General features: G+C 37.8%; 21 protein-coding genes, 2 tRNA genes, 1 other RNA gene and 1 pseudogene. 8 read left to right on the top strand and 17 right to left on the bottom strand.

The genetic code is table 11. The features are described 5' to 3' along the window. Positions 1–1009: 1009 nt before the first annotated feature. Entirely contained in the window at positions 1010–3961 is a 2952-nt protein-coding gene (locus ABJD71_RS14110; protein ID WP_348170606.1) for a TonB-dependent receptor, read from the bottom strand. 291 nt (positions 3962–4252) lie between these two features. On the opposite strand from ABJD71_RS14110, the gene ABJD71_RS14115 reads away from it, so the two are divergent. Then, positions 4253–4537 (top strand): late competence development ComFB family protein, encoded by a 285-nt coding sequence (locus ABJD71_RS14115; protein WP_348170609.1) that lies wholly within the window; start codon positions 4253–4255, stop codon positions 4535–4537. Between the two features lie 13 nt (positions 4538–4550). On the opposite strand, the gene ffs is transcribed toward ABJD71_RS14115, so the two are convergent. The 3 genes and pseudogenes from ffs to ABJD71_RS14130 all read right to left on the bottom strand — a co-directional run. After that, positions 4551–4647, bottom strand: an RNA gene (ffs, locus tag ABJD71_RS14120) — signal recognition particle sRNA small type. Positions 4648–4850: 203 nt separating this feature from the next. Next, a complete protein-coding gene (locus ABJD71_RS14125; protein WP_348170612.1) occupies positions 4851–5132 on the bottom strand; it encodes a hypothetical protein in 282 nt (93 codons plus the stop codon). Positions 5133–5253: 121 nt separating this feature from the next. Then, positions 5254–5397 (bottom strand): annotated as a pseudogene (locus ABJD71_RS14130) (amino acid dehydrogenase); the annotation flags it as partial. Positions 5398–5610: 213 nt separating this feature from the next. On the opposite strand from ABJD71_RS14130, the gene ABJD71_RS14135 reads away from it, so the two are divergent. Then, positions 5611–6078, top strand: coding sequence for an Lrp/AsnC family transcriptional regulator (locus ABJD71_RS14135; protein ID WP_348170615.1), 468 nt, complete (start codon positions 5611–5613; stop codon positions 6076–6078). A 177-nt stretch (positions 6079–6255) separates the two neighbouring features. On the opposite strand, the gene ABJD71_RS14140 is transcribed toward ABJD71_RS14135, so the two are convergent. The 6 genes from ABJD71_RS14140 to pspA form a co-directional block, all read right to left on the bottom strand. Beyond that, on the bottom strand, positions 6256–7794 hold the full coding sequence (locus tag ABJD71_RS14140) for a sigma 54-interacting transcriptional regulator (protein WP_348170618.1): 1539 nt from the start codon (positions 7792–7794) through the stop codon (positions 6256–6258). Positions 7795–8003: 209 nt separating this feature from the next. Then, positions 8004–9065, bottom strand: a complete 1062-nt coding sequence (locus tag ABJD71_RS14145) for a TIGR01620 family protein (RefSeq protein WP_348170621.1) — start codon at positions 9063–9065, stop codon at positions 8004–8006. Continuing rightward, positions 9062–10492, bottom strand: coding sequence for a YcjX family protein (locus ABJD71_RS14150; RefSeq protein ID WP_348170624.1), 1431 nt, complete (start codon positions 10490–10492; stop codon positions 9062–9064). The genes ABJD71_RS14145 and ABJD71_RS14150 overlap by 4 nt, the downstream gene beginning before the upstream one ends. 62 nt (positions 10493–10554) lie before the next feature. Beyond that, positions 10555–11016, bottom strand: a complete 462-nt coding sequence (gene pspC, locus ABJD71_RS14155) for an envelope stress response membrane protein PspC (protein WP_348146697.1) — start codon at positions 11014–11016, stop codon at positions 10555–10557. After that, a complete protein-coding gene (gene pspB, locus ABJD71_RS14160) occupies positions 11013–11249 on the bottom strand; it encodes an envelope stress response membrane protein PspB (protein ID WP_133469281.1) in 237 nt (78 codons plus the stop codon). Before pspB ends, pspC begins: the two co-directional genes overlap by 4 nt. Before the next feature lie 21 nt (positions 11250–11270). Then, the gene (gene pspA, locus ABJD71_RS14165; RefSeq protein WP_348170627.1) at positions 11271–11948 is read right to left on the bottom strand and encodes a phage shock protein PspA; all 678 of its coding nucleotides are present in this window, start codon (positions 11946–11948) and stop codon (positions 11271–11273) included. 211 nt (positions 11949–12159) lie between these two features. Between pspA and pspF the strand changes: the two genes are divergently transcribed. The 6 genes from pspF (at position 12160) to ABJD71_RS14195 (ending at position 18603) form a co-directional block, all read left to right on the top strand. Then, positions 12160–13260, top strand: coding sequence for a phage shock protein operon transcriptional activator (gene pspF, locus ABJD71_RS14170; protein WP_348170630.1), 1101 nt, complete (start codon positions 12160–12162; stop codon positions 13258–13260). Positions 13261–13334: 74 nt separating this feature from the next. Beyond that, positions 13335–14906, top strand: coding sequence for an ABC transporter substrate-binding protein (locus ABJD71_RS14175; RefSeq protein ID WP_348171014.1), 1572 nt, complete (start codon positions 13335–13337; stop codon positions 14904–14906). After that, positions 14906–15943: an ABC transporter permease gene (locus ABJD71_RS14180; protein WP_348170633.1), complete on the top strand. Its 1038-nt coding sequence runs from the start codon at positions 14906–14908 to the stop codon at positions 15941–15943. The genes ABJD71_RS14175 and ABJD71_RS14180 overlap by 1 nt, the downstream gene beginning before the upstream one ends. Beyond that, entirely contained in the window at positions 15930–16823 is an 894-nt protein-coding gene (locus ABJD71_RS14185; RefSeq protein ID WP_348170636.1) for an ABC transporter permease subunit, read from the top strand. Before ABJD71_RS14180 ends, ABJD71_RS14185 begins: the two co-directional genes overlap by 14 nt. Continuing rightward, positions 16823–17818 carry an oligopeptide/dipeptide ABC transporter ATP-binding protein gene (locus ABJD71_RS14190; protein WP_348170639.1) on the top strand — a complete coding sequence of 332 codons (996 nt, stop codon included), beginning with the start codon at positions 16823–16825 and terminating at the stop codon, positions 17816–17818. The genes ABJD71_RS14185 and ABJD71_RS14190 overlap by 1 nt, the downstream gene beginning before the upstream one ends. After that, positions 17818–18603, top strand: coding sequence for an ATP-binding cassette domain-containing protein (locus ABJD71_RS14195; protein WP_348170642.1), 786 nt, complete (start codon positions 17818–17820; stop codon positions 18601–18603). The genes ABJD71_RS14190 and ABJD71_RS14195 overlap by 1 nt, the downstream gene beginning before the upstream one ends. Positions 18604–18654: 51 nt before the next feature. Here ABJD71_RS14195 and ABJD71_RS14200 read toward each other — a convergent pair whose 3' ends face one another. From ABJD71_RS14200 to alaS, 7 genes are all read right to left on the bottom strand, one after another. Then, positions 18655–19785: a sodium ion-translocating decarboxylase subunit beta gene (locus ABJD71_RS14200; RefSeq protein WP_348170645.1), complete on the bottom strand. Its 1131-nt coding sequence runs from the start codon at positions 19783–19785 to the stop codon at positions 18655–18657. 13 nt (positions 19786–19798) lie between these two features. Beyond that, positions 19799–21580, bottom strand: a complete 1782-nt coding sequence (oadA, locus tag ABJD71_RS14205; RefSeq protein WP_348170648.1) for a sodium-extruding oxaloacetate decarboxylase subunit alpha — start codon at positions 21578–21580, stop codon at positions 19799–19801. 31 nt (positions 21581–21611) lie between these two features. Next, complete coding sequence (locus ABJD71_RS14210) at positions 21612–21872, bottom strand: OadG family transporter subunit (RefSeq protein ID WP_348170651.1); 261 nt, start codon at positions 21870–21872, stop codon at positions 21612–21614. A gap of 186 nt (positions 21873–22058) precedes the next feature. Continuing rightward, a tRNA-Arg gene (locus ABJD71_RS14215) sits at positions 22059–22135 on the bottom strand. A gap of 20 nt (positions 22136–22155) precedes the next feature. Next, positions 22156–22245: transfer RNA gene (locus ABJD71_RS14220), tRNA-Ser, on the bottom strand. 321 nt (positions 22246–22566) lie between these two features. Further along, positions 22567–22782: a carbon storage regulator CsrA gene (gene csrA / locus ABJD71_RS14225; protein WP_348170654.1), complete on the bottom strand. Its 216-nt coding sequence runs from the start codon at positions 22780–22782 to the stop codon at positions 22567–22569. A 140-nt stretch (positions 22783–22922) separates the two neighbouring features. Continuing rightward, a complete protein-coding gene (gene alaS / locus ABJD71_RS14230) occupies positions 22923–25520 on the bottom strand; it encodes an alanine--tRNA ligase (protein ID WP_348170657.1) in 2598 nt (865 codons plus the stop codon). Positions 25521–25861: the final 341 nt, after the last annotated feature.

Consider the following 25861-nt stretch of genomic DNA (forward strand, 5'->3'; position numbering starts at 1 on the left):
CACAGTTAGTTATGTTATAGCTTGCCATATACGCTCTGAAGTATATCTTCTATGTATTGATTTTATCATTTGACATCTCAACAATAGGTTCCTGTTCATTTATAAAAATGAATAGTTCAATTGAAGTAGGTCATCTGCAATTATTTTTAAATAATGAACACATTCATATATGTCTAGACAGTTCATATCTGTAGAGCTCTTCTTCTAGCTTGTAAAATGTTTTACCTTTATGGGAATCAGAACATTTCTGCAAGTAACATTGGCTATACTTCATTCCGAAATAGCTAGGACTGCTATCACGAAAAAACCTTTACATCGAAGGTACGTTAATATTTCATTTAAGTCTAAATTCATATGTAATACTCAATTAGACTTGGTTGGATGAATATGGAGACCTGCGTACTCTTAGCTTTTATATATAGTTACGTCAATATAAAATTCATTCTATTATAGGGTTAGACTTAACTTTTTCACGGTTCATTCTCGACAACTATTGATAAACAGATTTTTAAACCTGCAGAATAACCCACCCTGTACTTAGATAGTTTGGATTGGCTCACAAGACTTATCGAAAAAGTACTTCTTACTTATCCATGCTACTGAACATACAGTTGAGAGTTTTTTAGATACCGCGCTACCGTTCTAACTTTTTGATTTATTGGGCTGCATTTCATTTAAACATCGACACCGGTAGAAGTGCTTTACATTAAATCATTTCACCACACTTTTTAGGCCAAACTAATATGGAATTTGTTCTTGATATAAAGAAATACTTATAACTTGCTTATAAATGTAATGGCCTTATATAAAAGCTCAACATCACTCAACTTAAAGCCTACATGTAGTATTTTTATTAACGTTTAAATATTAGATTACTTATTCTGCCACTAAGAGGATTCCGCTATTCCAACGTATTTCAGAACAAGAATAATAAAAAAGCCAGCGATATACGCTGGCTTTCAATATTAGACATATTTTAATAAATAAAACTTAAAGCTCTACATATAACCTAGAACCTTAGTGAGGCACTCAACCGCACATAACGAGGAGTTTGCCAATTAGTAGCTTCACCAAAACTAGGATTTTGAGTTTGTAAGCCAACACCTTCAAAGCCAGTTTCGCTATCAAATATCTCATCAACTTCAGTCACTGAATCACTGTCTAGCACATTAAATACATCTGCTCTGAGCGTCAGGTCATAATCTTCAGACAAATCAATTTGATAGCTCGCAGTTAAATCAATAGATAAAACACTAGGTGTTGTACCTAAAGAACCTCTTGGAACTAATTCACCGTTTGCATAAAATGATTCTGAGCCATACGCTTGAGCAAATACATCAGTTGGGTGGTAACCAAATGCATTTTTTGGTCTACCTGACTGCCAACTCATATTCATACCCAAGTTCAGAGCTTCACTAACTTGATACGAGCCAAATACTTTAATTGAATGGCGTCTATCATTTGGTAAATTACCATATGCACCATCCAATAAACCGGGCTGGTCGAACAAAGTTGTTAAACCTGCATCATCCTGGCCGTTATCTGAACGTATATACCCTTCGTTATTCCCCCAGCTATGAGACCAAGTGTAAGCTGCATTTAACATCCAAACCCCATCCCATGCTTTTTCGAAGGTAACATCAACAGACGCATACTTTCTTATAGATTCTGGGTAGTTTAAGTCACTGGCTGGTATTGTATATGCCATATTTTCCAATGGACCATCACCATCAGGGTCAGTCGTAACAGTAATGTCGGCACCTGGATTAGCTAAAACATAGTAATGAAAACCTGAACATTCAGTACACGATGAGCCAAATTCCCGCTCTACATATTCATTCAAGCCAAAATCAATTGCTACATCTTCAATTGTCGTAGAAAGCTCTCTGTAAGTCCCCTGAACAGCTAAACTCCAATCATCATTTAACTGAGTTTGATACCCCAAGATAAACTCATCAGAATACATAGGATCCAAATCAGCATCGACAATAGCTCCTGCATCAGGAACATCTCCGTTTGCAAACACTTGTTGATCTTGTGTAGGAGCTCCTGACTCATTAAACACTGGAACCTCTAATGTAGCATCAGCAAATCCTTCCCATGCTCTAAAATCATGAATATATGTTTCAGCACCAGATAATCGAATATTGGTATTAGCCGCAACGGGTAAATAATATCGCCCATAACTAGCCCATACTTTTGAATCGCCATCACCATTTACATCATAAACGGCACCTGCACGTAGAGCCCACTGGTTATCTAACTTAACAAATGATTCGCCAGCACCATTAAAGTTCTCAAAAGAATCATTTCTAACACCAACATTGATTATAAGATTGTCAGTAGCTTGCCACTGATCTTGAATATAATAGGCAAAGTTTTTATTTTCAAATGCACCACCAGACGAATATGTTCTGCGACGAACTTCATAAGGTTCTGGGTTAGCAGGATCAGTCACATCATCTACATAAATAAGATAATAATTATCACCAGAAAGAACCGTATTTGCATTCGCAGTTAAAGTTTCCGAGTCTACACCAAATCGTATTTCATGATCTCCTACATACCAATCAGCGTCAATCCTGAATACTTCTCGCTCATCATCACCCTCATCAACCAAGAAATTAGCCCAATTCCCACCGATAACAAAAGCTCCTGTACTGTCAAAACGTCTGTAAACCACAGGGTTAGCGTCTAATGCACTTTGTACAGTTCTATCAGCTCTGTTAATACCGTATTGAGCAGAAACAGAAAAATCATCAGATATAATACTGGTATACTTGAGGGTGTAATTCAACCCGCCTTCATTTTCAAATCCAATCGCTCCATCACCGTCAATAGCTCCATTGGTACTTTCATATCGAGTCACGACATTTGAACTTTCATCAGAGAAGGCTGTTAATTCAAGAATATTTGAATCATTTATATACCAATCTATTTTGGCACCCCAAAATGCATCGTCTTCTTCTTCGTTGTAGATACTTTGTAAGGTATCTGCCCCACTTATTGTTTGTGAACCGTTATAATCGAATACATCAGAGCGAGGGTTATATAAGACGTAGAAAAATAATGTGTCTTCAATTAATGCTCCACTTGCCCATAAGTTAACATCCCAAGCAGTATTTTCGTCACCAGTATTATCTAATCGATAAGAGCCATCTTCTCGCTTTTTAGAAGGCTTGTCTGAGCGAAAAGCATCTGGTTCGATGTAGGCATTTACACCCCATTTAAATGTATTTGACCCACTTTTAGTCTTTGCATTTATAACACCACCAGTAACACGTCCAAACTCTGCAGAGTAACCACCAGTTTTAACTTCAAATGTCTCAAACATTTCGAATGGAGGGTTGCTTGAACCAACACCTGTTCTAAAGTTTGTTAAATTCAAACCATTAACATAGTAAGCATTTTCTCCGGCTGAAGCCCCGCCAATAGATGGAACGTTTCCAAAAGCAGAATCTCCCTTGGTTGTTCCTGGAGCTAATAGTGCTACAGCAGTTAAATCTCTTGGTACAGGAACCTTTGAAAGAGTAATAGAATCAACAACAATACCTGTACTTGTACTGGTGACATCAACCAAAGAAAGAGCAGACCCAGTAACTTGGATCCTCTCAACACTAGCATCACTAAGAGCTAGGTTCATGTTAACTTTCCCACTAATCCCTACAACAACTTTTTCTTCAACAGTTGTTCTAAAACCGTCTTTTTCAGCCACTACTTTATATGGGCCAGGAGGTAAAAGTGGAAAACGAAATGAACCATCATTACTAGAAACAACAGAACGATTTAGCCCGGTTTCTAAATTTTCAATAGAAATAGTCACGTTTGATAAAGTGTCACCACTTACTGTAACTGAGTTACCAGTAATATACCCATTGGTACTATTTGCAAAAACAGGTGTTGCTAAACCTAAACAGGCCGCAACAGAAAGCGCTGTAACGCTCTTTTTAAATGTAAACATGTATGTCTCCCTGGACCACAATTTTTAATGTGTTAAATCGTTAAAACGATTTTTAATAGTGAGAGGTAGTGAACCTCACATGGGATAATATACATAACGTATACACTTGGTCAACTGACTACCCTCAATAGATTCCAACTTATTATTAATCAATCTAATATATACCCTTCAACCTGTACAAATATCAACCAGCAATAAAGCTTGGTCCTGAACGAATTAAAAACAATTCTCACATTTTACAAAATACATATATAGTTAGGTTTGACTATTACTTTTTAGAGATAAACAAACATGAAGTTAGACGACGATATCCACAATTATTACGAACACCTAGTTTTGGAGAGAATAGATGCTTTAGGTTTGAACAAGATAAAAAGTGAAGACTACCTGGCAGATTTGTGCTGTTTAGCTCTAAACCAAATTCCACCTAGGTATATTAGGTTTGAAGTCGATATGTCATTTTATTTACCTCAAAGTGAAAGGCAGCAAATGCAAATGAACGCTGTGAATGCGATTAAGCAGGCAGTTGAGTATCTAGATGTAAACAAAACAGAAGCACCACCAAAACAGAAATAGAAGATTGGTGGTGTCCTTTCAGCCACACCTCGGCACATGAGTCGTTCGCTGCGGCTGCTCCCTTCCAGGCCTGACCGGGTTCACAAAGTATCATTGCGAGGGGACCAAAAGGTCACCATTGAAAATGTTAGCATGTATAGTGTTAGCTCTGCTAAGGCGCCGCATTATGAACAAAGCAATTACGTTATGCAACATCATTTTTTATAACCTAGCCTAATTGCTTAATTATTTTACAAAAACGTTTTTCAGCCATTGAGTTAGCCTCTAAATTCGTTGCCATTGCATTGAGTGTCGAGCACTCATATATTTCAAGTTAAGTCGACTCCCTATTATCTATGTGGAATTTAAGTCGCTCAATAGAACTGGCAATCCCCTGATGATGAATTTCAATGATCCCGCAGGTATTAATTACAAAATCAAGGGCATATAGTATCGTTTCACATCTTAACAATTCACCATAATTCTCTTTAGCTAACTGATTATTAGCCGCACCTGCAACCACCTTAACTTTTAAAGCAGTAATGCTACTCTCATTCAAAGTTCCGCTCATACCGCATGGTGCAAATACATCTACATTTATTTTATCTAATATCACTCAGGCTAGCCGCTACTGCATCGTACAATTTCGAGTCCCTATTAATACTGCGCTGGTCTATATCAGTTACATTTAATTGGCCTCCTGCATTACACCTTGGATGTACTTCAAATTCAGATTAGTAAAGCCACATTCTGCAGCCACTAATACTCGGCCCTAAATTAGTATTGTGAATTGATATAATTACAAACAACCCAGTTTTTTGGTCTTGATAAAATGCTACATGTTCGTGTACATCGAATTCACAGTGTTTGAAAACCAACATTAGCGTGCACTTCTTTTTAGGAAGTTAATGCACCAACGTTATAACAACCGGTTGCGACATATTTTGCATCTTCATTAACATTTTTTTTCGTAGCTGAGACTCTCGTTATGCACCTTGCATTTATTAGGATAATTGTCCTATTAAATCCCTTGTAAAAGCATTGCTTTTTACGCATGCTATACGTTTGTTATATGTTCTCTTGAGCTTAATTTTATGAAACTTGATAAGTTTGACCGCGAAATATTACGAATCATGCAGAAAGATGCAACCGTGTCTATGGCAGATTTAAGCCAAAAAGTTGGACTATCTCACACTCCTTGCTGGAGAAGAGTAAAACGCCTTGTTGCTGAAAAAATAATACTCCAAAAAGTGACTCTTTTAGACAATAAAAAGTTAAATTTAGGCGTATCTGTTTTCATCTATGTAACGCTAAAAAATCATGATGGTGAATCATTAAATGATTTTGAAAAAGCCGTTCAAAGTATTGAAGCAATTGTAGAATGCCATACTACCAGTGGTGAAAAAGATTATTTATTGAAAGTCATAGTTGAAAGCATCGAAGAGTATGAACACTTACTAAAAACCAAACTCACTAATCTACCATTAGTCGACCACTTGAGTTCTACTTTTGCCCTAAAACAAGTTAAAAATACTACTGAACTACCAATCAAAAATTTGTAGTGTAGCTTTTGGACGTTTAACCTAGGTTTGATTTGTATCAATCAACAACTTAGGTGGTTTGTATATTCTCTAATTTACCGTCCAAACTACTCATAGAGCCTAGGGTGTAAATAAGAAAGTTCATAAATGACTAAATAGTAAGGCAGTAGCAGAGTACAAATCGTTTGGTATTCTTCATCAAATAATTTTTACAGTTTTCTTGTTTATTCCATAGTCTCTCAATTTATTAGCGACGGCTGTATGACTTAACCCTAGCCTTTTGGCTAATTGTCTTGAACTTGGGAAGCTCGGATACAGGCGTATTAATATTTCTTTCTCAAAGCGTTTAACTTCATCTTCTAAACTTCCATTAAACTCTTGATAAACTATACTACTTGTTGCCGAACATGAAGGCAGTTGAATATGGACTTTATCTAATTCATTACCATCTAATAAAGAAATGGTTCGATACAGTGTGTTTTCTAATTGTCGAATATTCCCGGGCCAAGGGTAAGTTTGCAGGTAATCTATAAAAGCTTTAGTCAGTCTAGGTGCTTGACGTCCTAACTTCATACTATGTTGTTTTATAAACCTCTCTGCCAGAGCAATAATGTCTGACTTCCTCTCTCTCAAGGGAGGCAGAAATAGACTCAAAACATTTAACTGGTAAAACAAATCTTCACTAAAACTACCTTCTTGAACCAAAGCACCCAAGTCTTTTTGGGTAGAACTAATTATACGGACTTCAAAAAGTCTACTATTTGACTCTCCTACTCTTTGATAGTAACCACTTTGCAATATTTTAAGAAACTTAGTCTGGATACCTGACGGTAAGTCGGCAACCTCATCCAAGAACAGTGTTCCTCCATTAGCTAAGTCTAATAGCCCTAAATTATCATCATTTTCACCCAATAACTCTATACATGCCTCTTTATCAGAAAGTACCCGACAGTCCGCAACAATGAACTTCCCGCCCCTATTGCTACTTACTTCGTGGCATGCTTTAGCCAAGTGTTTCTTACCTGTCCCTGTTTCACCAAACATCATTATAGATTCGTCTAACTCAGCCATTCTCTTAGCGTCTTTTACAACGCTTCTCATTGCCTTACTCTCCGCTTGGATTGAAACAAAGCTATCCGCCACTCCTTGATTGAATGCAGTGAGTTGTTGCCCTAGCCTGTACTCTGACTTTAGTAAAAATACAGCACCAGCCATAATAGATTCCCCACCAATATCCGGTACCAGTACAGGTAGCATATCGACTAAATAGTCTTGCTCTAAAAATCGTATTTTTTGAACTTGTACTTGGGGCTCGTCAGTTTCTAACCAACGTGAAATATTAAAACCTTTTAGCAAGTCACCAATGTGAACACCTATAACCTTTTCTCGTGGTAAAGATAAGTGAATCAGCACCGCATCGTTTGTTAAAATGATTTCTCCTTTGGTATTGACTGAAAACACAGGGTCTGGAAGTGTTTTTAACAACGTTTGAAGTTGATATTGCTCTCTTTCTATTGGCATAAAAGGAGCTGTTTTAACATCTTTTATTCCATCAATTTTGCGGATTTTCGGCATTAAATGCTGAAGTTCTGAAAACTCCATATTGGGGAAATTAAGAAATATCTTGCCCATTTCATCAATCTCGATACCCCGCAAATTAATTTCATGCTCAACTAATATATCTAGTATATCTTGAGCTATACCCAATCTATCCTGACAATTAATTTCCAAACGCATTGAGCTCTCCAAATAAAAAAGGTTAATCGGGTGATGACAGAAAAGCTAAACAGTAAAGATTTTTTTACAAAAGATAAAGGAAATTAGCGGCGGTCCAAAAGTATCTATGTACTAATACGATTGCTAAAAACAGAACCTCAAGTTAATATAGTGATTTATGGTAGTTTTAAATAGGCTGTTTTTTGGATTGACAAAATTTCTGATAATAATTAGTTTATTTTACTATTTAGTTCCGTCAAAAGTTGCTTGCTAATATTGGCAATACCTGGCTTTTTTTCGGCATTCCAACTTAACGGCCTGCATTGTTCCATCGCTTTTATTCCGATACGAGATGTTAAAACTCCAGCTCCTAACCCTTGTGCGACTCTAGTGGACAATTTTCCCGTAACACCAGCCCCTAATGCGTAGTTACCTGCATCTGATAGAATTTCTGCGGCACCTGCATACACCATATTATTAAAAATATTACGAATAAGTTTTACTCTTCCCCAATACCCTAAACGTAACCCGTATATTTCACTTACTTGATTCATCAACCTGATGTTTCGCCATAACACGATAAACATATCTAACATGGCAAAGGGACTTACTGCGATCATAACTCCCGCTGCTGACGCATTACTCGTAACTTGTTTGATCGCTATTTTGTCAATAGGAGTCAAAACATTATGTTCAAACAAACACATAATTTCATGATCATTATGAATATCTTCCAAACTGTCCTGCCAGTTAGCCACTAGAAATTGATAACTTGGCGGTAGCCTCGAAGCTAAGTTTAAGCAATGAGATTCAGCAAGCCCTATTGCAGGGCTATTAGTAATCTTATCAGAGGTTTCCTTAAGCTCATCTTGCTTCTTTAGTGCTCGTAAACCTTTCAACTCTGACAAAACCATCGTTATAAAAAATATCAAAACGACACCAAATATACCCAACCAAACTGCACCTAACCAATCTGAGTTACGAGTAATTTCAATCACAAACAAAACAAGCTCAACCATGCTCGCAAGAACTACAGCTAATGTAAGAAATATAAACCATCTTTTACGAGATGTTTTAACCTTAGTTTGAGGCTTATATTCTAATTGTTCCTCCTCAAAAACACTTTCAGTAATTATGTCGGTTAACACCATTTCACTTAGTATTTGCGCTGGCTTAATATCCTTATTTTGAGGTTCTGTAATGCTTGAATTATTAACTACTTGAGCACTTTTAATTTTGTTATCAGCATCTTGAGGTGAGCTTTCAGCATTTTTTGAGTCATTATTTTTCATGCTAATTTGTCAGCCAATAGAAAATCTAACACTTGATCCATACGTATATGTGGAAGCGAGTAACTTGCCCCTAATTGAGGTGGCGAAAATTTTGGAAATTCAAATTTCTGTGATGTCCAAAAATTTTGGGGAGGACAACATTGGGGAACTTCTCCAGGAAACAACGTTATAGTATTTCCATTTTCATCCTGCCCTTGTAAAACTTGAATATTAGCGCCACCCAGTTCACTGCTTCCCGACTTTGAAGCTCTAATAGAGGCAATAGCAGTAGACTCTGTTTGCACTCCTTTAAATTGAATGTTTTTTCTAGCATTGCGCAACATGCTTTCTAATAACTTGACTAGGTTTCCCTGTTGGTCTGGCGTTATATGATCAGCTTTGCTAGCAGCAAAAACTAACTTATCAATCTTAGGTTGGAATAACCGATTTAAAATACTTGAAGAGCCGTATTGAAAGCTTCCTAAAATCCAGTCAATCGCTTTCTGTAAGTCCTGATAACAATTATATCCGTTATTTAGAGCACTTAAGCAGTCAACCAATATGACTTGCCTATCAAATTTTCTAAAATGCTCTTGAAAGAAAGGCTGAACTACACGAGCTTTGTAATGTTCAAAACGACTAATCAATAAATCTATATTACTGCCCTTTTGAACATGCTTTAAATTGAACTTTGATTCTGAATTATCAGTAAAAATAAGTGGGAAGAAATGTAACGCAGGTGCCCCATTTAATTCTCCAGGTAAGATAAAACGCCCTGGTTGCAGCAGTTGAAATCCATGCTCTTGACAGCTAGCTAAATATTGCGCGTAAAGGTCCGCAATATTTTTTAGCGCCAGCTCATCACCTGACTCTTCTAACTTTAATTTTGATATAGCATCAATAAATGGTTTTGCTAATTCTGCTCTTAAAGGATCTTCTAATTCAGAACTACAATGTTCAATCCATTGCTCATAGCTCATATCGAGTAAAGGTAAATCAAGTAACCACTCGCCAGGGTAATCAGTAATATCCAAGGTGAGCGTCGCATCTTTGGTCAGATATTTACTGACACCGCTACTCTTTTTATACTTAACTTTCAGTCTTACCTGTGAAATACCTTTTGTCGATAATGGCCATACGGGCTCTAAATTTGTCAGCGATATCATTGCATCTTCATATGCGAACCGTCTAAATGTTAGGTTAGGCTGCACATCTCTTTTAACACCGACTAATCGAGCTTCACGAACTACATTAAAAAAAGGTAAGTTTGCTTCCTCATTGGCTTCAAGCAGTTGGTTAACTAACGAAGTAATGAAAGCTGTTTTACCGCTGCCACTTAAACCAGTTACCGCTAAGTTAACATGATGATCTACTAATCTAGACGCCGTCATCTTTAACTTTTGCTTTGTTCGCTGAATGTTCCGATGTTGTAAAATTGAGCTATCCATCTAAATCAAAATTAACCTTATCAATGTAACAAGAGTGATTTCTATGCCTTTTTAGCAGAAACTTATAAGTTGTTTATCTCTCTATTGAGTTGAAATTCAGAAGAAGTTACATATGTTTCTACTTTTCTAAGTCTTTTTTCATTGTTTTCAAACTGCTGTTTAATATCCATAAAAGCTTGTTGAGGAGGCTCACCTGCTTGCCAGATTCTTGATTTCACAACCACTTTTTCTGGTTCATCTGTGTTTGTGTTATGCCAACCTTTACCTGTTTGTTTGGTACTTTTTGCCTCAGTAAATTGATTGTGCTCTTTTTTACTCCCCATATTTACGGTTTTTTTCTCTAAAATAAACCAACCAGCGATATAGCCAATAAAGAAAAATGGAGGGGCAAGTAAAAAGAACCCAGTTAAGGTAAGAATACGAACCAGCCATAGTTCAAGCCCAAAATATTCAGCTATGCCAGCGCACACGCCGGCAATTCTTGCTTTACCTGGATCTCGATATAAGGTTCCTCGATTATTCATACTTTATTTCTCCACTGAGGTGCTTCAGCATCCAAAATTGACTCCAAGGTATGAATGCGATCAGCCATTTTCTCTGCCCTGTCAGCCAACTCTTGTAAATTTCCATATTCATCTTCTGACAGCCCTTGGCTTATTTGCTTCTTACTACGGTAATGTAAAATAAGCCAAATTGGTGCGACAAAAATCATAAACAAAATGATTGGCGTTACAATAATCCCAATAATTCCTTCCACAATGACTCCCCTTACTACTACTTATTTATTCGAATCTGATGATTTACTTTGCATTGTTTTTTTCAACGCAGCTAACTCATTATCAATATCATCGTCAGACTCGAGCTCAGCAAATTCGTCTGCCAAGGTTTTCTTGCCTAAGTCATACGCATCAACTTGTGACTCCAAGTCATCAATTTTACGTTCGTATTGTTCAAACCGCCCCATAGCTGCATCTACTTTACCGCTATCTAGACTTTTCTTAACTTCTAACCTTGAGCTTACCGTTTTTTGACGCAAAATAATGGCTTTCTGACGTGCTTTGGCATCAGCTAGCTTATCCTGCAACTGTCCTACTTCATTCTGAAGTTTGCTAATCTGTTCATCTACAACGCTTAGCTCAGTAGTTAATATTTGCACCTGCTCATCACACTTTTTCTTTTCCTGTAGAGCAGCTCGAGCTAAATCTTCACGCTCCTTACTAATTGCTAACTCAGCTTTTGACTTCCAATCTTTTGATTCAGATTGTATTTTATTAATTGAAGCCGAAATTTCTTTTTTACTCGCTATCGTTTTAGCTGAAGCTGAACGCACTTCAACTAAAGTGTCTTCCATTTCTTGTATGATTAAACGCACCATTTTCTCTGGATCTTCAGCCTTATCTAAAATGGCATTAATATTTGAGTTCACTATGTCAGTGAAACGAGAGAAGATACCCATATTATTTACCTCTATTATCTGATGTTAGTTAAATGGTATTACTTAACCTGATTAATACAACTGTAGTTCATTCAATTACTGGGCCAACATAATAAATTCTATAAGCCATTGAATTTAATAAGATAATAAATTATAGCATTAGTACTGGGATCTAACTCGATTAGTAAGTACACTATTACTTAGTCGTTTAGACCAACTTTTAAGGATATTGATGAGCCGCTTTCGCCAACAAGATAATCTACTAGGTCAATCTAATAATTTTTTAGAAGTATTAGAGCAAATATCACAAATAGCACCATTAAATAAACCAGTACTCATAATTGGTGAGCGAGGCACCGGTAAAGAGCTTGTTGCGGCTCGATTACATTTTTTATCTAAACGTTGGGACCAAACGTATCTCAAATTAAATTGTGCAGCATTAAATGAAAGCCTACTTGAGAGTGAGCTATTCGGTTATGAAGCGGGAGCCTTTACTGGAGCATCTAAACGTAGAGAAGGCCGGTTTGAAACAGCACACAATGGCACTCTATTTCTAGATGAATTGGCAAATACTTCAGGAATGATTCAAGAAAAGTTACTTAGAGTAATTGAATATGGTGAGTTTGAAAGAGTGGGAGGTTCGCGCAGTGTTAAAGTAGATGTGCGACTTGTCGCTGCTACAAATGAAGATTTACCAGCACTAGCTGAATCTGGTGAATTCAGAGCTGATTTATTAGACAGGCTAGCTTTTGACGTAATTACTCTACCTCCTCTTAGAGAGCGTAAAGAAGATATCATGATGTTGGCTGAAAACTTTGCAATTAATATGGCTAGAGAACTCGAAATGGAACTATTCAGTGGCTTTACTGAAAAAGCGAAGCGGACACTTTTAGAATATCATTGGCCCGGAAATATTAGAGAGCTTAAAAACGTTGTTGAACGAGCAGTATATCGAAGTAACAACCCACATATACCTGTCCACCAAATAATATTAGACCCCTTTGAATCAGAATATCGTCCCAAAAATCGTATAAGAACAAGTGACCGAGTTACACAAGTAACCACTAAAAAAGAGTCTCCAACCGAGAGTGAAATTGTAACTCCAAAAGAAGAGCCAGTTATTATGGCAGAAGAAAACTTAACGTTTGAGTTTCCTGTAGAATTAAAGGAACTATCTCAGAATTTTGAAATAAATCTTATTAACCAAGCACTGACTGATAGTCAGTTTAATCAGAGGAAAACAGCTGAAAAACTAGGTTTAACCTATCATCAGTTAAGAGGCTACCTTAAGAAATACAATTTATTAGAACAAGCTAATGAGGATATGGGTTAAATAAAGCAGTGACTATGATAAAAAGGCACCACACTCCCTACTCAATTTATAAAGTCTTGATATTTTCTTTTAGCATGGCTTTATGTGCATGTGATGCGCTAATCACTTCTAAAACAGATCCTAATGGTATTGTTTACTGCTCCGAGGGGAGTCCGGCAAGTTTTAATCCACAATTAGATACATTTGGAACAACCGTTGATGCTTCTTCTCATCAACTGTATGACAGGCTATTAGACTTTGATCAAACATCCGGTGAAATCGTCCCAGCTTTGGCCACCAGTTGGATTATTAGTCCAGATGGCAAAACCTATACTTTTCAACTCAGGAAAAAAGTAGCGTTCCATAAAATTGCAACATTTACGCCTTCACGATATTTTAATGCAGACGACGTATTATTTAGTTTTAATAGATGGCGGTTACCCACTCACCCTTACCACAAAGTTTCGAGTGGTCGATACCCTTACACTGACAGCCTCAATCTAAATAAACTAATCAAAAGTATCAAACGACTAAATGGTTATAGAGTTGAAATTACACTTCAAAAGCGAGAGAGCTCATTTCTAGCGAACCTAGCTACAGACTTCGCAATTATCTTATCAGCTGAATATGGCGACACATTAATCACTCGTAACCAACAACAGCTTATTGATACTCTACCCGTAGGTACAGGCCCTTATAAACTAAGTGAATTTAGGCAAGATCAATATATACGTTATACCCAACACCCTGATTATTGGCGTAAAAATAAACTTACAGATAAACTTATATTCGATATTACACCTTCTAGTTCACTTCGTTTGGCTAAGTTAATAACGGGAGAGTGTGACGCAATTGCCTTACCTGCTCACAGTGAATTAGAAGTTGTTCGACAGCAAGACAATTTAATACTTGATGAAAAGCCAGGACTAAACATTGGATTCTGGGCTTTTAACACTGCAAAGCCGCCATTCAATAACCCAGAAGTACGACGAGCATTGTCAATGGCTATTGACCGAAATGCGTTATTAGAAACTATTTATTTTGACAGCGCTATCGCTGCCAAAAACATCGTGCCACCGACATCATGGGCATTTCAAGCGGATGTCAAAAAAGTTAACTTTAATCCCATCTCTGCCAAAAAGATATTGCAAGATAATGGTATTACAGAAGGTTTTACTATGAATGTTTGGGCGATGCCAGTAAAAAGAACCTACAATCCCAATGCAATAAAAATGGCGGAGCTCATCAAAGGATACCTACGCGAAGTGGGCATTAACGTTAATATAGTGACCCACAAATGGTCTACTTTTAGAGAAAGATTAACCCAAGGGCTACACGACTCTGTTTTAATTGGTTGGTCAGCTGACAATGGCGATCCAGATAATTTTTTCCGCCCATTGTTATCATGTGCTGCAATTAAATCCGGTACAAATAGAGCAATGTGGTGCTCTAAAGAATTTGATGAATTAATCAATGAAGCTCTAGATTATTCCGATATCCAAGAAAGAGCATATTTTTATGGCAAAGCAAACGAACTTTTAGCAGAACAACTACCGCTATTACCTATAGCGCATGCATCTAGATATCAAGCATACCGAAAAGAACTCGATGGGTTAGTCATCAATCCTTATGGTGGCATTAGGTTTGGAGGAGTGACTAAAAACTAATGGTAAATATATTACTGCGTTATACCAACTTAATTATTATCACTTTGTTTATACTCAGCTTACTTTCGTTTTCTCTTGCCTATCTTTTCCCCGGCAACCCCATAGAGGTGCTCACTGGATTGAAGCTTGAAGAGCTTCAAAAGCTACAAAATCAAAGTGCAAATATAGCTTATAAACCTGAAGGAAGCGTCCTTTCTCAGTACGGGCATTACATGTCCGAACTTTTTTCTGGAAACTGGGGCGTTAGCTTCAACTCTGGACAACCTTTATACGAAGAGATCATGCTATCTTTACCCGCAAGCATTGAACTAAGTGCATATGCTCTAACTCTTTCTCTACTAGTAGGCTTACCATTAGGTTTTTTAGCAGCTTTGAGACACCACAGGGCAACTGATTACACACTATTGTCAATTAGTGTTGTGGGCTATTCAATACCAGTCTTTTGGTTAGCCCTGATCCTAATTCTAGTTTTTTCATTACAGTTTGGATGGTTACCTCTATCGGGTCGTCTGAGCCTGATATTTGAAGTCCCGAGTAATACTGGTTTTGTACTATTAGATATTTTATTGGCTGATATTGAAGATAAACCTTCTGTTTTCTTAGATGCATTTAGACACTTAATATTGCCAACTCTATCAATAGCAATTGTCACAACTACATTAATTTTAAGGATAACAAGACGATCTGTCATAGAAACCTTAAATAGTGAATTTATACAAGCAGCATACGCGAGAGGATTAACCACTCGTCAAGTATTAATGCGTCACGGTATTCGAAATGCGCTAGTCCCAATTTTACCATTGTTGGCCATGCAATTTCCTACTCTACTCACTAACGCAATGATAGTGGAAACTATCTTTTCTTGGCCAGGTATAGGAAATTGGTTAATACAAGCGATATATCAACAAGATTACTCCGCTATTCGTGCAGGAATGTTAGCAGTGTCTGTATTCGTCGTAATATTTACTATGTCAATTGACATGTTTCTACGATTAACTGATCCAAAACGCAAGAAGATTGAACGTGGCACGATTTAATTTATACCAAGAAGAGCAACACCCTTCACCACTCCAGTATACCTGGTTAGAGTTTCAAAAAAACCATATTGCTATGGGGGGGTTAGTATGTTTGATGTTATTTATTTTGATTACCATTTTTTGTCCACTGTTGGCCCCATTTGAACCGAACCTGCAAAAAACTGGAAATATTCTTGTCCCACCTTCATGGGACCCAAATGGCGGCATTAGCCATATATTTGGTACCGATGGATTAGGAAGAGATATACTATCGAGAGTTTTGTATGGATGTAGAATGACTTTTGGCATTAGTATTTTATTAGTGGTATTTGCATTACTAATTGGTGTCGGGTTAGGTGCTACAGCCGGAATGAGTAAAGGTTTTCGTTCAAGTTTTGTAAATCATACACTAGACTCGATTCAAGCCATACCAACCATTTTAATCGCGATAATTATAATAGCAATCTTAGGAACAGGCTTAGTCAATAGTATGTGGGCAATTGCATTAGCACTCATACCACAGTTTGTGCACCAAACACGAGATTTTGTGCGCCGTGAACTTTCCAAAGAGTATGTTATGGCTGCGAGATTGGACGGCGCAAGTAAGATACAGTTATTCGTGCGCTCAATATTACCAAATATGGGAGAAACGTTGGTTATGCAAGCTACATTAGCATTATCCATCGCTATATTAGACATCAGCGCGTTAGGTTTTTTGAACTTAGGTGCGCAGACCCCTTCTTCTGAACTTGGAGCTCTGTTGTCTCAAGGAATAGAAGTCGTTTATATCGCACCATGGAATATAGCCCTGCCTGGTGGAGCACTTTTTCTTATGGTGGTATCCGTAAACATTGTGGGGGATGGCTTGCGCTCTGCTCTAAGAAATAGGTTACTACACTAATGATATTATTAGATGTTAAAAACCTTACCTTAGAAATGGAAATTGCCGGAAGCTGGATAAAAGCACTCGATAAAGTGAATTTAGTGGTCAATCAAGGACAAATCCACGCTCTAGTCGGAGAATCAGGCTCAGGGAAAAGTTTAATTGTAAAAGCGATTGTTGGAGCATTACCTAGTCATTGGAGGATAACCGCGGATCGGATGACTTGGCGAGGGAAAAACCTACTAACCATGTCTCTAAAAAACCGTCGAAAGCTAATTCGAAATGACATATCCGTTGTCTTTCAAAACCCAATTAACTCTCTTGATCCTCTTTTAACTTTGGGAGATCAATTAAAGGAAATGATTCCAAATACGAAGCTAACTAAGCGTTGGTTTTGGGCAAAGAATATGCAAAGACAAGAGATAGCAATTAGCTTGTTACACAAAGTTGGAATTAAAAACCACGAACTGTGTTTAAAAAGTTACCCTCACCAAATTGCAAGTAATGTCATACAAAAATTTATGATTGCTATGGCAGTAGCGTCAGAACCAGAGCTTATTATTGCCGATAATCCTACTAAAGGAATGGAAGTCACAACCAAAACTCAGATACTAAATCTACTAAACCGAATTAATCAAGTTCGCGAAATGAGCATATTATTTGTAAGCCATGATCTTTTAGCAATTTCGAGTATGGCATCATACATGACAGTTTTATATTGTGGACAAACCGTTGAAAGTGGGGATTTACGACAGCTAAGAAAACGAGCTTTTCATCCATATACAAAAGCTCTACTTGATAGCGCACCTAGCTTCAGAAAAGACCTCCCTGCAAAATCAGCGCTCACCTCATTAGAAGGTACGATCCCTACACTACACCATTTACCCACTGGCTGTAGGCTCGGCCCAAGGTGCCCAAGGGCAAGAAGGGAATGTGTGGTAATGCCAGTATCTAGAAGGGTACATAACCATTATTATAGTTGCCATTTCCCTATCCATAGGGATTCCAAATAATGGAATTATTTAAAGTAGAAGACTTAATATTCAATAACCAAAAACGAAGCTTTTGGTCAAATACCCCCGCAACTTTCGAATTAGGTCCAGTTAGCTTTAACTTAAAAGCCGGTGAAACATTAGCTATTATTGGAGAAAATAGCTCTGGAAAATCGTTACTCGCAAAATTGTTAGTCGGTTTAGAAAAACCTAAAAGTGGCAGAATCCTAATGAATGGTGCTGAAATAAATAATGCCGATCTGACTTCAAGTTACCAAGATATCAGAATGATTTTTCAGAATAGTAATGAGTCACTGAACCCCGGACTAACTTTAGGGGCTATCTTGGAAGAGCCTTTACGATTAAATACAAAGTTGGATACCCAGAAACGTAATAACCTCATCGTAAAAACGTTAAGAAAAGTTGGGTTGATGTCTGATCATCAATTTTTTTATCGCCACATGTTATCTGATGGTCAACGACAACGTGTAGCCTTAGCAAGAGCCTTAATTCTAGATCCTAAAGTAATAGTTGCAGATGAACCTTTTGCAGCTTTAGATCCTTCTGTGCGCTCTCAAGCTGTTAATTTGTTGATGCAATTACAAAGAGATTTAGGGATTGGTTTCATTTTTATATCTCACAACTTGGGGATAGTAAGGCATGTTTCAGATAAGGTAATTGTTATGCAAGATGGTAAGGTGATTGAATCAGGAAAGACCGAAGTAATATTCACTTGGCCAAAAGCCGAATACACTAAAAAATTAGTAGATGCTCACCAAGCATTAGTTAATAGGCAAGGCACTTAAATAAATGATTGTTAGTAGTTGTATAAAAAACAACTACTAACAATAAGCATATTAGCCAACCAAAGATAGTAAAATACCCGCCGCTACAGCCGACCCTAATACTCCGGCAACATTGGGCCCCATTGCATGCATGAGTAAAAAATTATGATGGTTTGCTTCTAGCCCAACTTTATTGACCACTCTGGCAGCCATAGGTACAGCCGAAACACCTGCTGCCCCTAACAAAGGATTGATCTTAGATTTACTAAACTTACTCATCACTTTAGCCATTAAAATACCAGCAGCTGTGCCAATTGAAAATGCAATTGCGCCGAGAGCTAAAATTCCTAACGTCTCGACCGTTAAGAATTTATCGGCCGACAATTTAGAACCAACGGCCAAACCAAGAAAGATTGTCACTACGTTTATCAATTCATTTTGAGCACTATTGCTCAGCCTATCAACCACGCCAGACTCTTTCATCAAATTGCCTAAGCAAAACATCCCAACTAAAGGTGTAGCTGTTGGTAAAAACAGAATAGTAAGTAATAACACAGCCAATGGGAAAATAATCTTTTCCCTTTTAGATACCACTCGAAGTTGAGGCATTTCAATCTTTCGCTCTGCTTCTGTGGTGAACAGTCGCATGATGGGAGGCTGTATTAATGGAACTAATGCCATATAAGAATATGCCGCAACTGCAATGGCACCTAGCAAGTCTGGAGCTAATTTTGAAGCTAAGAATATGGCTGTTGGACCATCGGCACCACCAATGATGGCAATAGCAGCCGCATCCTTTAGCGTAAACTCAAAGCCAGGAACTAAATTTAGAGCGATAGCCCCAAACAATGTAGCAAAAATTCCAGCTTGAGCCGCTGCACCAAGTAACAACATTCTTGGATTGGCAATCAAAGCACCGAAATCTGTCATGGCACCAACTCCCATGAAGATCAACAGAGGAAAAACACCAGTATCAATACCCACATGATAAACGTAGTACAATAAGCCGCCAGCTTCACTAAACCCAGCCAGAGGAATATTAGTTAAAATAGCTCCAAAACCAATAGGTAACAATAATAGTGGCTCAAACTTTTTAACTATAGCCAAGTACAATAATAGCGCACCAACAATCATCATAATTACTTGGCCTAGCTCAAAATGAGCTAAGGCCGTGCTTTGCCATAATATTTCTAACTTTTCCATTAAGTAACTTCCCTTAACCTATTGAAAACAAAGGCTGCCCAGCTTGCACTGCATCCCCTTCTTTAATTGAAATATTTGACACAACTCCTGAAGACGCAGCTCGCACTTCCGTCTCCATTTTCATAGCTTCCATAATCACAACTACATCCCCCATGTTCACAGCATCCCCTTCTCTAACTAATACCTTAAAAATATTTCCAGCAAGAGGAGAATTTAAAGGCTCACCAGAGTTTGTATTGGGCTGAGTATTAGCGGCAGTAGTAATAGGTTGAACATCTGTTAACACACCATTTTCAGCTACTTCAACAGAAAATACTTGCCCATCTACCCGCACGGAGTAAGCTGCAGCTTTTGAAGCAGTCGAGTCTTGAGAAGTTGACAGCGCAGTCACTGCTGGCTTAGGAGTTTTACCTGGAGCTGGCTCAAAGGCATCAGGGTTATTTCTATTTTTAAGAAATTTCAATCCAATTTGAGGGAAAAGGGCATAGGTTAAAACATCATCAACTAATTCTTTAGATGTATCAAAGGACTCTTGCTCAGCTAATTGAGTTAACTCAGTCGTTAATGATGCCAATTCATCTTCTATCAGATCTGCAGGGCGGCATGTAATAGATTCTTTACCTTCAAGTACTCTTTCTTGTAACTCTTTATTAACAGGTGCCGCCGTAGCTCCGTACTCACCTTTTAATACTCCAGCGGTTTCTTTACTGATGCTCTTGTATCGCTCGCCAGTTAACACATTTATCACAGACTGAGTGCCTACTATTTGTGAAGTAGGTGTCACTAGAGGAATAAAGCCTAGGTCTTCTCTAACCTTTGGAATTTCGGTTAAGACTTCATCCATTTTGTCTTCTGCACCCTGCTCTTTTAACTGACTCTCCATATTAGTTAACATGCCACCAGGAACCTGAGCAATCAAAATTCGTGCATCAACGCCTTTCAAGCTACCTTCAAACTGAGCATACTTTTTGCGTACATCTCGAAAGTAAGTAGCGATATCAGTAAAGGCATTTAAATCTAAACCTGTATCTCGTTCCGTTCCCTCAACGATTGAAACTATTGTTTCTGTAGCGGAATGCCCGTAAGTCATGCTCATTGATGAAATTGACGTATCTAAGATATCTATTCCAGCATCTATCGCTTTTTGTGCAGTGGCAATACTTAAACCAGTTGTTGCGTGACAATGCAATGCTATAGGTACTTCAATGGATTCTTTCAGTCTAGAGACTAACTCTTCGCACTCATATGGTTTGAGCAACCCAGCCATGTCTTTAATACAAATTGAATGTACACCTAAGTCTTGCAACTCATTTGCCATATCTAACCAAGTTTGTAATGTATGCACTGGTGAAACAGTAAAAGACATAGTGCCCTGAGCATGAGCTCCTTGCTTAATGGCCGCCTTAACAGCTGTCTGTAAATTACGAATATCATTCATTGCATCAAAGATTCTGAAAACATCTACACCATTAGCATGCGCTCTCTCAACAAATTTATCGACAACATCATCTGCATAATGACGATAGCCTAATAGATTTTGGCCACGTAACAACATTTGTTGCTTAGTTTTTGGCATAGCTTTCTTAAGCTGGCGAATTCTGTCCCAAGGATCTTCACCGAGATAGCGAATACACGAATCAAATGTAGCTCCCCCCCATGTTTCCAACGACCAATAACCTATTTCATCCAGCTTACTCGCTATTGGCAACATATCTTCTAAACGCATTCTCGTTGCTAATAAAGACTGATGGGCATCACGGAGTACAACGTCAGTAATCGCTAATGGTTTATGCATTGGGTGATTTCCTCAAAATATATTACTAATTTTATCGTCTATGTAGCTGAATAGCCGCACCTATGGCGGCAACTACCTTAGGAGAAACGCCTTGCTGATTCGGCGTTACTGGCGTGTTATCTTTAAACATGTTAGCTGACGCACTTAATGATTGGTCAGGAATAATGGTATTTAACCAAGCGATTAAATTAATTGCTCCGATCAACATAGTTAAAAACAGAAATACAACGACCATTCCAATCAATAACAAGTTCGCAGCTTCAAGTAATGCATCGGCGACTTCTAATTGCATAACAGAGAAATTCCAAAATGGATGATTTAATACAAGGATGGTTACATGCAACCTAAAAAAACACAACAAATAGGCAATAGGAAAAGAGCATAAAAAATAAGAAAAAATTCAAAAGCACTCAATAATTACCCACATGTAACGAATAAAAAGCAAAAAAAAACCTACTAAATAGTAGGTTTCTTAATATGGCGCGTGTGGAAGGATTCGAACCTCCGACCGCCTGGTTCGTAGCCAGGTACTCTATCCAGCTGAGCTACACACGCGTTGAAAAATTTGATAAATATGGCGGAGAGGGAGGGATTCGAACCCTCGGTACGAATTAACGTACGGTTCCTTAGCAGGGAACTGGTTTCAGCCACTCACCCACCTCTCCGGAACACAATTTATCAACACATTTAAGTAATATTTTCACTCTAAAGGCTTCTAAATAATTCAAATTTAACAAGGTTTGCACCTTAATAGATTTGAACTGCCTCTCCTAAATGTGGAGCCGAAGTTTACCGAACCATATACGTAAGTCAAACGTTTTTTATTAACTTAATGACTGCTTGCCGAGATTTTAAACGATAACAATATAAGTGCTTATTATTTGACTAACAATCGTTTAACTTTGACGTATCAGAAGTACGCACCTCATCAAATTGCGAGCGTAAAAAAAGCTGGATATACCAGCTTTTTTAAACTCAAAACAAAATTAATCTTGCTCGTCACCAGAAACCTGTTCATGGGCTGCTAGTTGAACATTTTTTTCCGCTTGAATACGCATATAAATTTCTTCTCGATGCACAGATACTTCTTTAGGCGCATTTACACCAATTCTTACCTGATTACCTTTAACTCCTAAAACAGTGACAGTAACATCATCACCGACCATTAGAGTTTCTCCTACACGACGAGTTAAAATAAGCATTCTCTTGCTCCTTTTCCGTTAATATAAATATCAATCCATTACTTAAGTTAGTGATAATACCTAGATTCAATAGCTACTTACACAATCGGTTTTTCCCTATTTTTGTTGTCACCACAAAAAGCAACCGAAAAATTCTATACTTAAAGCTTCGCTTCTAGCCAAGGTTTCACAGAGGCTAGGGCGATGTCTAAGTTTTCAGGCTGACTACCACCAGCTTGAGCCATATCTGGTCGTCCACCGCCTTTACCACCAACTTGCTGAGCTATGTAGTTGACCAACTCGCCAGCTTTTACCTTAGTGACTAAATCTTTAGTAACACCTGTAATTAGACTAACTTTACTATCTTGGTCCACCCCTAATACCACTACCCCACTCCCAAGCTGGTTCTTCAAATCATCGACCATTGTTCTGAGAACTTTAGATTCAACGCCTTTCAAATTAGCAGATAGCACTTTTACATTATTTACTTCATATACTTGTGACAACAAATCAGCACCAGCGTTCGATGCGAGCTGCTGTTTCAGCTTATCTAACTCTTTCTCTGTCGCTTTACTTTGTTCAATTAGTTGTTGTATACGGCCACTAATGGCATTTGGTTCAGATTTAATCAAACTTGCAATATCAATTAATTGCTCGCTGTGAGCCTGAGTTAATTTTAGAGCATAATCTGCCGTTACGGCTTCAATTCGTCTTACTCCTGAAGCAATACCACTTTCAGAAACTATTTTAAATAGTCCAATATCACCTGCTTGATTAACATGAGTACCGCCACATAACTCTAAAGAAAACGTTCCAATAGATACAACACGAACATCTTCTTCGTATTTTTCACCAAATAAGGCCATTGCCCCTTCGGCTTTAGCATCGTCTAAATTCATTAATTTAGTTTCAATGCTATGATTAGCTCTTATTTGCTCATTTACCAATTTTTCTACCTGTTGCAATTCACAATTGGTAGCAGCTTCAAAATGTGAAAAATCAAAACGCAAACGCTCCGGTGTTACCAATGAACCTTTCTGATTAACGTGTTCACCTAACACTTGCTTTAAAGCTTCATGCATTAAATGGGTAGCACTGTGATTTAGTTTTATTGAATTTCGACTTTCTATATCAAACTGTGCATCAACAAAATCACCAACACTTATTGACGTTTCAGCAACGCCCTTGTGTGCTATAGCGTTATTTAACTGGACCGTATCTTTGACAATAAAATTTCCTGCTTTCGTTTTAAGCACCCCAGAATCGCCAACTTGGCCACCTGACTCTGCGTAAAACGGTGTTTGGTCTAAAACTACAACGCCTTCCTCTCCTGGACTAAGCTGCTCGACCAGTTGTCCTGATTTAAATAGCTCTAGTATATTTGCAGTACCACTTTCTAAATCATACCCCGTAAATTCAGAAATGCTATCAGACTTAAGTTGGTCATTATAATCTGTGTCAAATTGGCTGGCCTGTTGCGCTCTTTTTCTTTGTTCTGCCATAGCAGCTTGAAAACCATTTTCATCAATTGTCAGCTCTTTTTCGCGGGCAATATCATTGGTCAAATCAGCAGGAAACCCGTATGTATCATACAACCTGAAAACAAGTTCGCCCGGAACCACGTTTGAAGGTAAGTCAGCTAAGGCTTCATTTAAAATATTTAAACCTCTTTCTAAGGTTCTTGAAAACTGTTCTTCTTCTGTTCTTAACACTTTTTCAATTAACGCACGATTAGTGGCTAATTCAGGGTAAGCCTCTCCCATTTGAGATTCTAAAGCATTAACCAACTTGAAAAAGAAAACATCCGTTGCTCCAAGTTTATTACCATGACGCACAGCCCGTCGGATAATACGCCTTAATACATAACCACGCCCTTCATTAGAAGGAAGCACCCCATCACAAATCAAGAAACTACACGAGCGAATGTGGTCAGCAATAACTCTAAGCGATTTATCACTTTTATCTGTTGCGCCAATAATATCTGCAGCAGCATCAATCAAGTTAACAAAAATATCTATCTCGTAGTTACTATGCACATTTTGCAAAATAGCAGAAATACGCTCTAGTCCCATTCCGGTATCAATAGATGGCTTAGGCAGAGGCAACATTTCACCATTGCTTTGGCGGTTGTATTGCATGAAAACTAAATTCCATATTTCAATGAATCGATCTCCATCTTCTTCTGGAGAACCTGGAGGACCACCCCAAATATGCTCGCCATGGTCATAAAAAATTTCAGAACACGGCCCACAAGGACCTGTATCTCCCATGGACCAGAAGTTATCCGATGTGCTAATTTTGATAATTTTTTCTTCTGGTAAGCCAATAATATTGGACCATAAGTCATATGCTTCATCATCTTCGTGATAAACCGTCACTAGTAACTTCTCTTTAGGTAAGCCTAATTCTTCAGTTAAAAATGCCCATGCATATTGAATAGCCTCGGTTTTAAAGTAGTCACCAAAGCTGAAGTTTCCCAACATTTCAAAAAATGTATGATGTCTTGCTGTATAGCCAACATTTTCAAGGTCATTATGTTTCCCCCCAGCCCGCACACAACGCTGTGAAGAAACCGCCTTATTATAACTTCTGGATTCTGCCCCAAGGAAAACATCTTTAAATTGATTCATGCCCGCATTGGTGAATAACAAAGTGGGATCGTTACCTGGCACCAAAGAAGAACTTGAAACCTTCTGATGATCACGTACTGCAAAAAAATCTAAAAATGCGCGCCGAATATCGGCTGTTGACTTACTCATTTACAATCCTGAAAAACAAATATTATTAGCGAATCAATTTGGCGCAAGCCTATAATGGAAAGCGCATGGCCTATAACGATAACATGTTTCGGTATCCCTTGTTAACACCACTAAAGCTCTAGCAGCTATAAGACATCATAAGCGGCTATTTTTTAAACAGCTACCTAGCATAGTCCATCTAATCTCATATAAACCTTTGTGATATTTACCTTTCTTTGTGCTCAAATAGATTAGACTAAATGGCGTTTTCTAAAAAATTTGTAAAATATTAATATCCTTTTTGAGTTGTAGACTATCTACGCCGTTTATTTAAACGTGTTTGCACTAACGATCAACAAAGC

Origin of the sequence: Paraglaciecola sp. (genome assembly GCF_039943935.1) — a bacterium.
Classification (GTDB): Bacteria; Pseudomonadota; Gammaproteobacteria; order Enterobacterales; family Alteromonadaceae; genus Paraglaciecola.